General features: G+C 70.8%; 13 protein-coding genes. 10 read left to right on the top strand and 3 right to left on the bottom strand.

Annotated elements, in window-relative coordinates:
- Nucleotides 1-287: 287 nt before the first annotated feature.
- The 6 genes from BIV25_RS20595 to BIV25_RS20570 all read left to right on the top strand — a co-directional run bounded on the left by BIV25_RS20595 (nucleotide 288) and on the right by BIV25_RS20570 (nucleotide 7635).
- Complete coding sequence (locus tag BIV25_RS20595; protein WP_071373829.1) at nucleotides 288-1427, top strand: substrate-binding domain-containing protein; 1140 nt, start codon at nucleotides 288-290, stop codon at nucleotides 1425-1427.
- A 112-nt stretch (nucleotides 1428-1539) separates the two neighbouring features.
- Nucleotides 1540-2892 (top strand): ABC transporter substrate-binding protein, encoded by a 1353-nt coding sequence (locus BIV25_RS20590; protein ID WP_071373828.1) that lies wholly within the window; start codon nucleotides 1540-1542, stop codon nucleotides 2890-2892.
- 30 nt (nucleotides 2893-2922) lie between these two features.
- Nucleotides 2923-3894 (top strand): carbohydrate ABC transporter permease, encoded by a 972-nt coding sequence (locus tag BIV25_RS20585; RefSeq protein WP_071373827.1) that lies wholly within the window; start codon nucleotides 2923-2925, stop codon nucleotides 3892-3894.
- Nucleotides 3891-4754, top strand: coding sequence for a carbohydrate ABC transporter permease (locus BIV25_RS20580; RefSeq protein WP_071373826.1), 864 nt, complete (start codon nucleotides 3891-3893; stop codon nucleotides 4752-4754). Before BIV25_RS20585 ends, BIV25_RS20580 begins: the two co-directional genes overlap by 4 nt.
- Nucleotides 4755-4777: 23 nt before the next feature.
- Nucleotides 4778-5758, top strand: coding sequence for a hydroxyacid dehydrogenase (locus BIV25_RS20575; RefSeq protein ID WP_071373837.1), 981 nt, complete (start codon nucleotides 4778-4780; stop codon nucleotides 5756-5758).
- Nucleotides 5755-7635, top strand: a complete 1881-nt coding sequence (locus BIV25_RS20570; protein ID WP_071373825.1) for a DUF2264 domain-containing protein — start codon at nucleotides 5755-5757, stop codon at nucleotides 7633-7635. The genes BIV25_RS20575 and BIV25_RS20570 overlap by 4 nt, the downstream gene beginning before the upstream one ends.
- 48 nt (nucleotides 7636-7683) lie before the next feature.
- Here BIV25_RS20570 and BIV25_RS51160 read toward each other — a convergent pair whose 3' ends face one another.
- The 3 genes from BIV25_RS51160 to BIV25_RS20560 all read right to left on the bottom strand — a co-directional run bounded on the left by BIV25_RS51160 (nucleotide 7684) and on the right by BIV25_RS20560 (nucleotide 9233).
- On the bottom strand, nucleotides 7684-7860 hold the full coding sequence (locus BIV25_RS51160; protein ID WP_177235348.1) for a hypothetical protein: 177 nt from the start codon (nucleotides 7858-7860) through the stop codon (nucleotides 7684-7686).
- A gap of 387 nt (nucleotides 7861-8247) precedes the next feature.
- Nucleotides 8248-8730 (bottom strand): hypothetical protein, encoded by a 483-nt coding sequence (locus tag BIV25_RS20565; protein ID WP_079176763.1) that lies wholly within the window; start codon nucleotides 8728-8730, stop codon nucleotides 8248-8250.
- Nucleotides 8727-9233 (bottom strand): RNA polymerase sigma factor, encoded by a 507-nt coding sequence (locus tag BIV25_RS20560; RefSeq protein ID WP_071373835.1) that lies wholly within the window; start codon nucleotides 9231-9233, stop codon nucleotides 8727-8729. Before BIV25_RS20560 ends, BIV25_RS20565 begins: the two co-directional genes overlap by 4 nt.
- Nucleotides 9234-9404: 171 nt before the next feature.
- On the opposite strand from BIV25_RS20560, the gene BIV25_RS20555 reads away from it, so the two are divergent.
- The 4 genes from BIV25_RS20555 to BIV25_RS20540 all read left to right on the top strand — a co-directional run bounded on the left by BIV25_RS20555 (nucleotide 9405) and on the right by BIV25_RS20540 (nucleotide 13821).
- A complete protein-coding gene (locus BIV25_RS20555) occupies nucleotides 9405-9905 on the top strand; it encodes a DUF3995 domain-containing protein (protein WP_071373824.1) in 501 nt (166 codons plus the stop codon).
- A 1011-nt stretch (nucleotides 9906-10916) separates the two neighbouring features.
- On the top strand, nucleotides 10917-11873 hold the full coding sequence (locus BIV25_RS20550) for an alpha/beta fold hydrolase (protein WP_071373823.1): 957 nt from the start codon (nucleotides 10917-10919) through the stop codon (nucleotides 11871-11873).
- Nucleotides 11863-12891: an NAD-dependent epimerase/dehydratase family protein gene (locus BIV25_RS20545; protein WP_371273046.1), complete on the top strand. Its 1029-nt coding sequence runs from the start codon at nucleotides 11863-11865 to the stop codon at nucleotides 12889-12891. Before BIV25_RS20550 ends, BIV25_RS20545 begins: the two co-directional genes overlap by 11 nt.
- A gap of 6 nt (nucleotides 12892-12897) precedes the next feature.
- On the top strand, nucleotides 12898-13821 hold the full coding sequence (locus BIV25_RS20540; protein ID WP_071373821.1) for an RNA polymerase sigma-70 factor: 924 nt from the start codon (nucleotides 12898-12900) through the stop codon (nucleotides 13819-13821).
- Nucleotides 13822-13866: the final 45 nt, after the last annotated feature.

The following is a 13866-nucleotide window of genomic DNA, read 5'->3' as shown; positions in this document are numbered from 1 at the left end:
ACATCGGGCGTTCGGTAATGCCGATTCAGGTGTGTTCGCCATGACGGACATGGGGGGTGGGTCTCCGTTGAGGTGGGGGTGAGGAGTCCGGAGGGGAGGGGGACGGGGGACCGGGAGGGGGAGCGGGCGATCGGGAGTTTACTTGAGAGTTCACGAACTTCAAGGGTCAAAGGCGCCCAGGCTTCAAGGGTCAAAGGCGCCCAGGCCCCGCACCCTCTGGCTATGCTGCCGACGAAGCGTTCAGTGAAGCGCTCAAACGAACAGCGGGTTGTGAGGGGGCCATCGGCATGCGCGAACCGGTCGATCTCAGGCGGCAGCGGATCCTCGCCGCGGTGCAGTCGCGCGGTGCGGTCCGGGTCAGCGATCTCGCCGTGGAACTCGCGGTGTCGGTGGTGACCGTCCGGCGCGATGTGGAGGAGCTGGCCCGCGCCGGTCGGCTGCGCCGCGGCCACGGTGTGGCCCGCCCGGTGCTGCCCGAGACGCAGCAGCCGCCGGTCCGCACGCCGCCCTCTGCCGACGGCGGTCCGGTCGCGGTCGTGGTGCCCGAGCGCCACGCATATCTGTACGAGGCGCTGCACGGCGCCCGGACCGTGTTCGAGAAGGCCGGGATCCGTATTGCCCTGCATATCGCACCGGCTGCTCCGGGGGCCGAACAGCCGCTCGTGGAGCGGGCGTTGGCCGAGGGAGCGCGAGGCCTGCTGATCGCGCCGCGCTGGCGCAGCCGCACCACGGAGGAGGCGGACTACACCTGGCTGTCGCGGCTCGACGTGCCCGCGGTGGTGATGGAGCGCAGGCCGCGGCGCGGCAGTGCGCTGCACGCCGTGGACACCGTCTGCACGGACCACTGGTACGGCATCCATCTCGCCGTCGGCCACCTCACGGAACTGGGCCACCGGCGTATCGTGCTCGCCGCGCGCGACGACAGTCCGACGGCGCGCGCCATCCGCGCCGCGTTCACCGAGATCGCCGCGGAGCATCCGGACATCGACAAGTGGGCCGTGGCGCTCAGTTCACCCGGCGCGGTGCCCGACCGGGCCTCGGTCGCGGAGAAATCGGTCGAACTCCCCTCCATGCTGGCGCAGTTGGGTGCGACAGCTGCCGTGCTGCACGGCGACGTGGACGCCTTGATGCTGGTGCAGTCGCTGCGTGACAGCGGCGTGCGGGTTCCCGAGGACTGCTCCGTGATCGCGTACGACGACGTCGTCGCGGCGCTCGGCAGTACACCGCTGACCGCGGTGTCCCCGCCGAAGGCCGACGTCGGCCGCGCGGCGGCGGAACTGTTGCTGCGCCGGCTCGACCCGCGGGACTCCGAGGGCGCGACCGCGCCCGTGCGGCGGCTGGAGCTGCTGCCGTCGCTGAAGGTGCGCGGCTCGACGCAGGCGCCCGGCACGTCAGCGACCACGGAGCCAACTGCCGTTGCGAGGTGAGCGTTTGACCGTTTAATTTACCTCTGATTGATCTATTGACCAGGTTCATTCAGTCGCTCAGTATTCCCGTGACCCGAACACGCAGGATCCGCACGAGCCGCGGGAGGCGCCCATGCCCGGTCGACACAGCCGTCGATCCGTGCTCGCCGCGATCACCGCGCTGCCGCTGACGGGCGCACTGAGCGCGTGCAGCGGGAACGACAGCGCGTCCGTCCGATCCGGGAGCCGCAACACGTCCGGCAGGAAAGGCACGACCACCATCACCTTCTGGTCCGCCCTGCGCGGCAGCCAGCAGGTGGTGGACGCGTTCAACAAGACGCACGACGACATCCAGGTCGACTTCGAGCAGATCCCCTCCGGCACGCAGGGCGGGTATCTCAAGCTGAGCAACGCGGCACGCGCGGGCAACGCCCCCGACGTCGCCACCATCGAGTACCCCCAGCTGCCGGGCTTCGCGATCGACGGCGTCGCCCGCGACATCACCTCGCTGGTCGGTGCCGGACTGCGGGCGAAACTGCTGCCGCAGGCGCTGGGTCAGACGACCTTCGGGAAGCGCACGTACAGCGTGCCGCTCGACGTCGAGCCCATGGTGTTGCACTACCGCAAGGATCTGTTCGACCAGCTCGGCCTCGAAGTCCCCACCACCTGGGACGAGTTCGCCGTCCTGGCCCGCACGGTGCGCCGCACCGGCGGCGGCCGCAGGATCGCCGTCTTCCCCACCGACGGCATGTCACAGATGGCCGCCTGGTGCTGGCAGGCCGGGGCGCAGTGGTTCGACATATCCGAGGGCGCCTGGAACGTGTCCATGGCGGACGCCCCGACCCGGAAGGTGGCCGGGTACTGGCAGCGGCTCATCGACGAGGACCTCGTCCACTGCAACTCCACCACCTCCCGCCTCTACGACGCACAGATCGGCAAGGGCCTGGTCCTGACCCGGCTCAGCGGCGCTTGGGACGCCGGCGCGCAGATGAACGGGCATCCGGAGCAGAAGGGGAAGTGGCGCATCGCGCCGTTGCCGCAGTGGACCCCGGACCGGCCGGCGCTCGGCACACACGGCGGCTCGACGTTCGCCGTCACCAAGGACAGCAGGCACCCCGAGGCCGCCATGGCGTTCATCGAGTGGCAGGTCGCGCACCCCGACGCCCTCAGGGCCCGGCTCTCCAGCGGCGCGAGCAGCCAGTACCCGGCCGCGACCGGGCTCGTGTCCGTGGGGCGCGCCGCGTTCGACCGCGCCTACTACGGCCGTCAGGACATCTACCGGCTGTTCGAGGACGAGGCCCACAAGATCCGCGACGGCTGGGTGTGGGGCCCGCGCATGACCGCCACCGGCTACGTCATGCAGGACGCGTTCGCCCGGGCGGGAGCCGGCTCCGGCACGATCCTGTCCGCCGTGCGCGCCGCACAGGACGGCACGATGCCCGATCTCAAGGCGCTGGGCCTCGCCACCACCCAGCACTCGACGTGACCGCCCGCACCCCGACAGGCAGGTGACCCCATGACCGAGACCGCCCACGTCACGACGGCGCGAACCGCCCCGGCACAGGCGACGGACGTCTCCCGGCGCACGGCACAGCGCCGTCGCAACGGCGCCGCGGGCGTCCTGATGACGCCGTTCTTCATCCTTCTCACCCTCGTCTTCCTGCTCCCGGTCGGCACGGCCGTGTGGCTGAGCTTCTTCAGCGACGACCATCCGGGCCTCGGCTTCGGCCCGGCGCGCACCGTGTTCGTGGGCCTGCGCTCGTACTCCGTCGTGCTCACCGACCCGACGTTCCTGTCCGGGCTCGGCACGGTCGGCGTCTACTGCCTGATCTACATCCCGCTCATGGTGACCGGCTCCCTGGCGCTCGCCCTGCTGCTCGACTCCGGCGTCGTCCGGCTGCGCGCCTGGGCCCAGTTGGGCCTGTTCCTGCCGCACGCGGTGCCCGGCATCATCGCCGCCCTGATCTGGCTGTACCTGTACACGCCAGGCATCAGCCCCGTCATCGAGGTGCTCGGCAAGGCCGACATCACGGTGGACTTCCTCGGCCTGCACACCACGCTGCCGTCGATCGTGAACATCGCGCTGTGGAGCAACGTCGGCTACAACATGGTCGTCTTCTACGCGGCCCTCCAGGCGGTGCCCCGTGACGTACTGGAGGCGTCCGTGGTGGACGGCGCGGGACCGGTGCGCACCGCGCTCCAGGTCAAGGCGCCGCTCGTACGCTCCTCGATCGTCATGGTCGCGATGTTCACGCTGATCTGGGCACTGCAGCTGTTCACCGAGCCGATGCTGCTCCACCAGTCCTCGCAGATGGTCAACACCCGGTTCTCGCCCAGCATGTACATCTACGACGCCGCCTTCAGCCGCAACAACTACTCGCTCGCGGCCGCCGCCTCGGTGATCCTCCTGGTCATCACCATCGCCGTCTCCTACGGGGTCACCCGCTGGACCAACCGCGTCGACTCGGCCGAGGAGAACGCCCGATGAGCGCCATGCACTCCACCCTGACACGACCGCGGATGCTGGGCCGGGCGACCGTCAACGTCGTCGTCGCGATCTCCGTCCTGTACACCGTGCTGCCGGTGGTGTGGCTGCTGCTCGCCGCGACGAAGTCCCGCGACGCCCTGTTCAGCAGCAGCATCCTGTCGTTCCACGACTTCTCCCTCGTCCGGAACGTCAAGGACCTGTTCGCCATGGACGGCGGACTGTACGGGCGCTGGTACGGCAACAGCCTCCTGTACGCCGTCCTCGGCGCGGCGCTCGGCGCGCTGATCAGCGTCGCCTGCGGGTACGCCTTCGACAAGTACCACTTCCGGCACAAGGAGAAGCTCTTCGGCCTCGTGCTGGCGGCCGTCATGGTGCCGCAGACGGTGCTCGCGCTGCCGCTGTACCTCATCGCGTCCGAGACCGGTGTCGTGAACACCTTCTGGTCGGTGTTCGTCCCGGTCCTGTTCAACCCGTTCGGTGTGTACCTGGGCCGCGTCTTCGCCCGGGGCTATGTGCCCGACGAGACCCTGGAGGCCGCGCGGGTCGACGGCGCCGGCGAGCTGACGACGTACATACGCGTGTCGCTGCGCATGCTGGGCCCCGGCCTGGTCACGGTCTTCCTCTTCCAGCTGACGGCCATCTGGAACAATTTCTTCCTGCCGATGGTGATGCTGTCCAACCAGAACCTGTATCCGGTGAGCCTGGGGCTGTACCAGTGGAACAGCCAGGCGTCCGTCTCGCCCGAGTACTACCCGGTGGTGATCATGGGCTCGCTCCTCGCCGTCCTCCCGCTCATCGTCGCGTTCGCCCTCCTCCAGCGCTTCTGGCGGTCCGGCCTGACGGCGGGGGCGGTCAAGTGACCAAGCCCCGCGCGGCGTTGGCCATGTCGCCCGAGGCGGCCGCCGCCGTCTTCCCCTCGCGGTCGCTGGCCGCCCTCGGGGACGTGTGCGACCTGGCGTCGCCGCCGGTCTTCGACGACCTGACGAGCGTACGGGCGAAGGACGTCCTCGGCGATGTCGAGGTGCTCGTCACCGGCTGGGGCTGCCCGAGCCTCGACGCGGACGTCCTCGCGGCGGCACCCCGGCTCGCGTGTGTGGTGCACGCGGCCGGATCGGTGCGCGGGCACATCACCGACGCGTGCTGGGAACGGGGCATCGAGGTGTCCTCCGCGGCCGCGGCCAACGCGCTGCCCGTCGCCGAGTACACGCTCGCCATGATCCTGCTGCACGGGAAACACGTACTGGAGCGCGCCCGCGAATTCCGGCGGACCCGTGAGCGGGCCGACTGGCTGAGCACCCCGCACGAGGTCGGCAACTACCGTCGCACGGTGGGCATCCTCTCCGCCTCCCTCATCGGCCGACGCGTCATCGAACTGCTCCGCCCCTTCGACCACGAGGTGCTGCTGCACGACCCGTACGTCACCGGGGCCGAGGCCGCCGAGCTGGGCGTCCGGTGGGTGGCTCTGCCCGAACTCTTCGCCCACAGCGACCTGTTGAGCGTCCACACGCCGCTGCTGTCCGCCACCCGCGGACTCGTCAGCCGTGAACTGCTGGAGGCGATGCGGCCGGGAGCCGTGCTGATCAACACCTCGCGCGGCGCCGTCGTCGACCAGGACGCGCTCACCGACGTGGTGCGCGCGGGCCGTGTCCGGGCCGTGCTCGACGTGACGGACCCCGAGGTCCTGCCCGCCGACCACCCGCTGTGGGACTGCCCGAACGCCCTGATCACCCCCCACCTCGCCGGCTCCCAGGGCAACGAGTGGGAGCGGCTCGCCGACACCGCCGTCGCCGAGGTGGCCCGGTGGGCCGCGGGCGCCGGCCTCGCCCACCCCGTCCGACGCGAAAGGCTGGCCTTCCTCGCATGAGCACCCCGTTCCGACTCCCGCCGGACGACCGGGAGTCGAGTCCGTACACCGGCTACACCCGCGCACACTGGGAGGCCGTCGCCGACGGGCTGCTCGGCGCCGCATGGCGCTGGGCGACCCCCGGCGGCGCCCTGCTCGACCTGCCGGGCCGCCCCTCCAGGTCCGGTGTCCGTTCGGACGGCCTGGAGGGCTATGCCCGTACGTTCCTGGCGGCCGGCTTCCGGGTCGCGGGCGCCGGCGGCAAGGATCCGCACGGCTGGCTGGAGCGGTACGCGACCGGCCTCGCGGCCGGCACCCGCACCCCCGGCCGGACCGACACCGAGTCATGGCCGCTGATCCTCGACCACCATGTGCAGGGCCAGCCGATGGTCGAGTCGGCGTCGGTGGCGCTCGGCCTGTCACTGACCCGGCCGTGGCTGTGGGACCGGCTCGACGGCGACGTACAGGACCGGACCGAGACATGGCTGCGCGGCGCCGTCACACACACCCCCGCGCCGAACAACTGGTACCTCTTCCCGCTCATGGTGGCGTCGTTCCTGGAGTCCACGGGCCGCGGCGACGCGGCGACGGCGCGGGTCAGGGAGCGGGCGCTCGACCTGATGGAGACGTGGTACCGGGGCGACGGCTGGTACGCGGACGGCGACGGGCGGGCCTTCGACCACTACAACGGGTGGGCGCTGCACCTGTATCCGCTGCTCCACGCGCATCTCATGGGTGACACGGCACTGTCGCAGCGGTTCGGACCACGGCTGCGCGAACACCTGGAGGGCTTCTCGCTCCTGTTCGGCGCGGACGGGGCGCCGATCCACTTCGGGCGTTCACTGACCTACCGGTTCGCGGCGTCGGCGGCGGTCGGCGTGGGTGCCGTCACCGGCCACACCCCGCTGCCCCCGGGCACGTCCCGCCGCCTGATCAGCGGAAACCTGCGCTACTTCCTCGACCGGGGCGCGGTCACCGACGAAGGGCTCCTCAGCCTCGGCTGGCACGGCCCGCACACCGCCACGCTGCAAACCTATTCCGGCCCCGCGTCACCGTACTGGGCGTCGAAGGCCTTCGTGGCGCTGCTCGCGGCGGGGGACGACCCGCTGTGGACGGCGACCGAGGAGCCGGCCCCGAGCGACGGCCCCGACCGGGTGCTCGCGCTGCCCGCCCCCGGGCTGCTCGTCCAGTCGACCCGGGCCGACGGCATCGTGCGCCTGCACAACCACGGCAGCGACCACGTGCGCCCGCACGAGGGCGAATCCGCCGCGCAGGACGACCCGTTGTACGGCCGTCAGGCCTACTCCACGCACACCGGCCCCACGTCACGGACCAACGTCGCCGACAACCACCTGTCCGTGGAGGTCGACGGCGCGGCGAGCGTGCGCCGGCGCATCCATCCGCTGGGCGCGGGACAGGGCGAGGGATGGGGCTGGGCGGCGTCGTGGCACCGGCCGGTGTTCCGCTCCGGACCGCCGATGGTGCCGGGCCTGCGTGTCGAGAGCGTGACCGTGGCACGCGGCCGCCACGAACTGCGCGTCCACCGGGTGAGCGGGGCGCCCCACGGTGCGCGGGTCACCCTCACCGGGTGGGCCACACAGGCGCTCCGCTCCGAGCTGACCGGGGTGCACGGCTGGGACGAGGCCGACCAGGTACGCGCGCCCGAGGGCACGGCCTATGAACCGTGGGTGCGGATGCCCCGGCTCTCGGCCAAGGTCCAGGGAACGGCGGTGCTCGTAGCGCTGGCAGCCCTGGGAGCCGAGGCCGATACCGGCACACCGCCCCTCGCCGCCGCCGTGGCCGAAGTGACTTGGGCGGACGGCGAGTTGTGTGTGCGCTGGGCGGACGGTCCGCAGACCACCGTCACCTTCGAGCCGCTGTGCGTGCGAACCGTATAGGCCGCACGGACTCGACTGCGCCCGCGCCGCCGTGGGCGGCGGAAGGTGTCACCCGGGGAGTTCGAACCGTTCGGCTGTCTCCTCGATGAGCGGCAGGTGTTCCTCCCACGTCGTGTTTCCCACGCCGAGGAGGAAGGCGGCGTTCCCGCGTACGGCGAAGTACTCCCGCGTGCGGTGGCGGACCGCCCCCTCACCGGTACGGTGGCTGACGAAGTCCAGTGCCACGCCCGGACGCCCGCCGAACCGGACCTGGGCCCGGCGCCCTCGGTGCTGACCGCCGCCAGCCGCAGGGCGAGGTGTGCGTCGGGACGGGGGCGGACCCGCGGCGCCGGCAGGGGAGGGCGGGACGGAAGGTGTGCGGGGTGTGGGTTCCTCTTGACCATTAGCACTGGACCCCGCGGAAACGCTGGAATCCGGGTTTCGTGAGCAGCAGCGGTGTCGGCTTTCTGTGAGCAATCTGGAGCTGACGGATCGCGAGCGTGATTACTTTCCGTGAATCCCACCCGCGGTCGCGGCGCGCCAACCTCAAAGCGGCGGGACTGCGTGGCGATGCGGCTCGAACGCTGCGGGGTGGTCACCTCTTATGGTGGTGGCCGCGCTGCGGCGTCTCTGCTACTCCGCGTCCAGGAGGGCGGCGAATCGCGCCAGGGGGTTCCCGGTGAACGGGCGCAGCACGGGGGCGAGGAGGCGTGCGCCGGGGAAGCGCAGGCCGCCGAGGAAGGCGAAGCGGGTGGTTCGGTCGGTTTCGGGGCGGGCTGCCATTCCGCCGAGGACGAGGCGGCTCTGCATCAGGCACCAGCCGGGGGCGAGGTCGATGGCGAAGGTCGCGCGGAGCCGGGTGTGGCCGTGGATGCGGGCCTGGAGCGGAGTTCCGGTCGACTCGGGGGTGAGGAGACTGACCGTGCGGACATCAGGGATCCAGAGCGGCATCGTGCGTTCCAGGTCCTGGGCGAGCGACCAGACACGCTCGAACGGTGCGTCGAGAACGGTCTCGCTGATCCGCGCCGCTCCGGGTGTGGTCGCGGCGATCACGTGCAGGCGGCGGACCGGGTCGAAGTCGGCGACGGGCCACTGTGGCATCGGGGTCTCGGTCACTGCTGCCATGCCTTTCGGAAGCTGAGTCGGGCCCGGGAGAGCCGGGACTTGACCGTCCCGGGCGCGACCGCGAGCAGTGTCGCGGTCTGCCGTTCGTCCAGTCCTTCGAGGTCGCGCAGGAGCAGCACGGCGCGGTGTTCCGGGGAGAGCCGGGTCAGCACGTCGCGGATGTCCGCGGCGAGTTGGGGGTCGCCGGGCGCGGGGAGTTCGCCGAGCTCGGCCGGTTGCGAGCGCGCCGTGCGGGTGGCGTAGCGCACCGCTTCCCGCACGGCGATGGCCCGGACCCAGCCGAACAGTGCGTCGGGATCACGGAGTTGGCGGAGCTTGCGGAAGACCACGATGAGTGCCTCCTGGGTCGCGTCCGCGCCGTCGTCCAGCGCGATCGGGCCGCAGAGCCGGCGGACGTACGGGGTGATCAGGTCGAGCAGCCGGCCGACCGCGAGTTGGTCGCCGCTCTGGGCGGCCCGGACCAGCTCGGCAAGGCCGGGCGGTGGCTCCTGCATGGTGCTCTCTCCGTCGATCGGTGACAGGGGTCCGTGGATGGAGGCCTCGTCATGGCGGAAGGTTCCCTGCGATTTCGGCCCGGCCGCAGTGTTCCTCATCACAGGAACGGATCGGCGGGCGGGGTGCTCCTTCGGGTGTCCGAGCGTCCTGACACTCCATGAGGTGACGACATGAAACCGGTGAAGTCAGCGAACACCCGCAGCAAGGCCACCGCGATCGGCGCGGTGCTGGCGGCGGACGGTCTGATCCACCTGTACTGGGCGACCGGGCGGACCTGGCCGGTGCACAGCACCAGCCGGCTCTCGCAGCTGGTGCTCAACACCCAGGTGCCGTTCACCCCGCAAGGACTGGTCCCGCTCGCGGGACTGCTCTTCTCGGGCGCGGCGCTGGTGCTGGTCCACGGGGGACGGCTGCCGGCCCTGGCCTCCCGGCTGCCCGCTGTGCTGCCGCGCTGGGGGAGCCGGGCGGTGGCCGCTGGACTGTTGGCCCGCGGCGCGGTCGGACTTGTCTGGGCGACGGGGGCCTGGGCGGACCCTGGCGGCACGTTCTACTGGCTCAACCTGCTCCTTTACACCCCGGTGTGTCTGCTGCTGGGCCGGGCGGCCTGGCAGGTCTCAGCGGCGGGCGCGCAGGCAGGTGAGGTAAGGCGGGCGTGGCCCCGTCGAGCCTGAGCGTCCGATGGTGGCACCGCCGCTGCGCAAGAAGTCGGCCCGGCCGACTTCCCGCGTTGTGGCGCGAGCGGCCGCAGCGTGGGCGGGTGGGGCAGGGGTATCCCGGTGTTGTGATTCAGCCCTGCCGCTTGCCTGACGCTGCCCCACGGAGGCGGGGGCTCTGGCTTTCGCCCAGGCGTGACGGAACCCGCTGTCCCGGCGCTGCACGATCTGCACGGTGATGCGCCTGGTTTCTCGGATCCCGGCGTGAAAGTGGACGCCGAGGTCGCCCTGATCGGCCCAGATGTGCTGCAGGCGTGGGAAAGCCTCCGCTGTTCGGCAGAGCAGGCCTACGGCGCGTCCCGGTCATCGACGTTGGCCGGGCTCACGCACACCAACAGGACGTATCCGAGGCTGTCGACGAGCAAGCGGCGCTTGACGCTGTGTCCTTTCTTGCCGCGCTCGGGGTCGGACGCAGCCGCAGCCGCAGCCGCAGCCGGCGCGCGTCTCCGCAGGTTGGTGTGCATGCTCTCCCACAGGCCGTCGCGTCGTCACTGGCGCCAGTAGAGGTACGTCGGCTGTCAGTGAGGCAGGTCGTGAAGCTGCCCCCGGTCCAGCGGGCCCGTAGCCACCACGCGAGAACATTGAGCGTTTTCCAACTTGAAGTTGCTGGTCACGGGGCTGGCGTGGATCGCGGCGGGGGTACTTGTGCTGGTCGCGGCCTGATCGATTGCAGGTGATCGTCCGTCGTGCGGCCGGTTCACCGGAGTCGTGTCGGAGGCCGTCGATCGCGCCGTGGGCTCCGCGGGGGTGGCCGGTACGGGGAGGGCTGCTCATAGCGGATGCGCTCGTGTGGGCGATGCGGCGGCGGGTGGTCGATACACCATCACAACGGCGGCCGAACGGCCAGCGACGGCCGGGACGTTCGGCGGCCATGCCGGGACCGCGGCTCCTGCCATGGGGGATGTCATGACACGGAGTGCTGTCTCGTCTAAGGGGCGACCGCACACCTCGACCAAGGAGTGACAACCGATGAAACTGCGTGCCGGTCCTGCCCTCGTGGGTGCAGCGGTCGCCATGCCCGTCCTGCTGCACCGGAAACGCGGCGAGACGATCACCATGGATGCCCGCGCCAGGCGGGATGCGCCCGGATCCTTCGTCCGGCTCCGCCGCGGCACGACGCACGTCATGGTGGATGGGCCCGAGTCGGGAGAGCCGATCCTGTTCGTCCACGGAGCGACCCTGTCGCTGTGGGTGTGGGACGGACTGTTCGAACGGCTGGCTCGGGCCGGGTACCGGACGATCCGTTTCGACCGGTACGGCATCGGCTTCAGGGACCGTCCCGACACCGACTACGACCAGGCACTGTTCGAGGAACAGATGACCGACCTGCTGGAGGTGCTCGGCGTCGACCGCCCGGTGACGCTCGTCGCGCTGGCGTTCGGCGGCCCGATCGCGGCCGAGTTCGCCGTGCGCCATCCCGAGCGGGTAGCAGGCGTGTGCCTGGTCTCCCCCGACGGGTTCGCGACGCCGCTCAACCTCGGGCTGCGTCTGTCGATGTCGCCCGGGATCGGTGGGCCGTTCTTCCGGCTGACCGGAAACCGGGCATTGACGTCACGCCTGCCCGGCTATTCCCGCGACCCGAGCGTGGTCGCCCGCGTCCAGGCGCGTCTGCTGCCGGAACTGCGCTACCGGGGTTTCAAACGCAGCCTGCTGTCCGCGCTCCGCAACGTCCCGATCCACGGCGCCGAGTACCTGTACCGGTTCCTGGACACGCGTGACATTCCCGTCCAGGTGGTGTGGGGGCGCCAGGACCCCATCACCCCGATGCCGCCGGACGAGGTCCTGCGCAGCGTCTTCTCCCACGCCGACCTGCGCCCGCTCGACGGCGTGGGACACCTGCCGCACCACGAGCGCCCCGACGACACCGCCGCGATCATCCTGGACTTCCTGCACGACGCGGTCGCTGACCGCCGCAGTGTTCTGTGAACCGGGTCACAGCCGATCATGGGACGCCAGGCTGCCCCGTCTCTTATGTGTCAGCACGACGATCGGAGACGTCATGAAGATCTTCATTGCCGGCGCAACCGGTGCCGTCGGCAGCCGGCTTGTGCCCCAACTCGTGGCGCACGGCCATGAGGTCGTCGGCACGACCCGCTCGGTTGCCAAGACAGGTGCGCTGCGTGCGCTCGGTGCCGAACCCGTCATCGTCGACGCTCTCGACCCTGACTCGGTGGCCGACGCGGTGGCCAAGGCCGAGCCCGAGGTGATCGTCCATCAACTCACCGCGCTGGGCGGACCGGCTGACTTGCAGAGCGTGAAGCGGATGGCGGCCGCCACCAACCGGCTGCGCACCGAGGGTACCGACCATCTGCTCGCTGCCGCACGCGCCGTCGGCGTCCGCAGGTTCGTGGCCCAGAGCAACGCCTTGTGGATGGAACGCACCGGCGGCCCCGTCACCGACGAGAGCGGCCGGATCGAGCCGAACCCGCCGGCGGACGGCGCGGAGGCGGTGGCCGCACTGTGTCACCTGGAGGACTCGGTGACCAACATCGGCTGGGCCGAGGGCATCGCGCTGCGCTACGGCGGCTTCTACGGACCGGGGACCGGTGTGAGCGCCGCGCCGGACGCCGTCATGGCCGAGCAGATCCGCGCTCGGAAGTTCCCGATCGTCGGCGGCGGTGGCGGGGTGTGGTCGCTGGTGCACATCGACGATGCCGCGTCGGCCACCGTCGCGGCTATCGAACGGGGCAAGCCCGGGATCTACCACGTCGCCGACGACGAGCCGGCACCGGTACACGTGTGGCTTCCGGAACTCGCCCGAGCGCTCGGCGCCAAACCGCCGCGCCGCGTTCCCGCGTGGCTCGTCCGTCCACTGGCCGGCAAGGCCGCCGTGGATACGATGACCCGGGCCCGCGGGATTTCCAGCGAGAAGACCAAGCGCGAGCTGAACTGGACGCCTCGATACCCGAGTTGGCGCACGGGTTTCACCCAGGGATTGGAATAGCCCGGTATGCCTGACTCGGACTTGTACAGCGAGCTGCGCCCTCGTGCCTTCGCCATCGCCTACCGCATGCTCGGCAGCGTCAGCGAAGCCGAGGACGTCGTGCAGGAGGCGTTCCTGCGGATGCACCAGACGCTGCAGCGGGACGAGCCCATCGCCTCGCCGCGCGCGTACATCGCGACCCTGGCCACCCGGCTGGCCATCGACCAGCTCCGCTCGGCACGCGTACGGCGGGAGAGTTATGTCGGCGAGTGGCTCCCGGAACCGCTGGTCACCGGTCCGACACCTGCCGACCTCGCCGAGATGGCCGACTCGCTGTCGCTGGCGTTCCTGGTGCTGCTGGAGAGCTTGTCCCCGCGCCAACGAGCCGCGTTCCTGCTGCGTGAGGTGTTCGACTACCCATACGTGGAGATAGCCGAGATTGTCGGCACCGACGTGGACAGCACGCGGCACCTGGTGGCGCGGGCCCGCAGCCACCTCGGCAAGCGCCGACCGCGTTACCACGCCTCACGGCGGCAACGAGAAGAACTGGCCCAGAGCTTCTTCGCCGCCGCCCAGAAGGGCGACCTGCGGGCACTGGAGGCGCTCCTGACTCAGGACGTGGCGTTGCACGGCGATGGCGGCGGCAAGGTTCCGGCGCTCGGCCGGCCGGTGGGCGGCCGGCAACGTGTGGCTCAAACCGTACTGCGGGGCTTCTCCGTGTACGCATATCACGGTGTACGCGTCCGCCTCGCCGACGTCAACGGCCAGCCCGGTGCGTTGGCGTACGACGCACAGGACCGGCTGGTCGGCGTCATGGGACTCGGCATCGCCGACGGCCGGATCCAGACGATCCACTCCATCAACAACCCGGACAAGCTGCACCACCTCGACCAGGTCAGCGACCTCGGCATCCGCGTGCAGGCGGGCCACCGATCCGGCGGCAACAGCTGAATGTCCGGTCGCACTCATCCACCGGTGGCATGGCTACCCCGTCAT

Source organism: Streptomyces sp. MUSC 14 (assembly GCF_001866675.1).
Taxonomy (GTDB): domain Bacteria; phylum Actinomycetota; class Actinomycetes; order Streptomycetales; family Streptomycetaceae; genus Streptomyces.
The sequence above is the reverse complement of the archived record's forward strand: the minus strand, read 5'-3'. Positions and strand labels throughout refer to the sequence as shown.

Excerpts from the sequence above, each read along its gene's own strand:
- BIV25_RS20540 (WP_071373821.1), top strand. The coding sequence starts at position 12,898 with ATGCCTGACTCGGACTTGTACAGCGAGCTGCGCCCTCGTGCCTTCGCC.
- BIV25_RS20595 (WP_071373829.1), top strand. The coding sequence starts at position 288 with ATGCGCGAACCGGTCGATCTCAGGCGGCAGCGGATCCTCGCCGCGGTG.
- BIV25_RS20590 (WP_071373828.1), top strand. The coding sequence starts at position 1,540 with ATGCCCGGTCGACACAGCCGTCGATCCGTGCTCGCCGCGATCACCGCG.
- BIV25_RS20555 (WP_071373824.1), top strand. The coding sequence starts at position 9,405 with ATGAAACCGGTGAAGTCAGCGAACACCCGCAGCAAGGCCACCGCGATC.
- BIV25_RS20560 (WP_071373835.1), bottom strand. The coding sequence starts at position 9,233 with ATGCAGGAGCCACCGCCCGGCCTTGCCGAGCTGGTCCGGGCCGCCCAG.
- BIV25_RS20575 (WP_071373837.1), top strand. The coding sequence starts at position 4,778 with ATGTCGCCCGAGGCGGCCGCCGCCGTCTTCCCCTCGCGGTCGCTGGCC.
- BIV25_RS20580 (WP_071373826.1), top strand. The coding sequence starts at position 3,891 with ATGAGCGCCATGCACTCCACCCTGACACGACCGCGGATGCTGGGCCGG.
- BIV25_RS20550 (WP_071373823.1), top strand. The coding sequence starts at position 10,917 with ATGAAACTGCGTGCCGGTCCTGCCCTCGTGGGTGCAGCGGTCGCCATG.
- BIV25_RS20585 (WP_071373827.1), top strand. The coding sequence starts at position 2,923 with ATGACCGAGACCGCCCACGTCACGACGGCGCGAACCGCCCCGGCACAG.
- BIV25_RS20570 (WP_071373825.1), top strand. The coding sequence starts at position 5,755 with ATGAGCACCCCGTTCCGACTCCCGCCGGACGACCGGGAGTCGAGTCCG.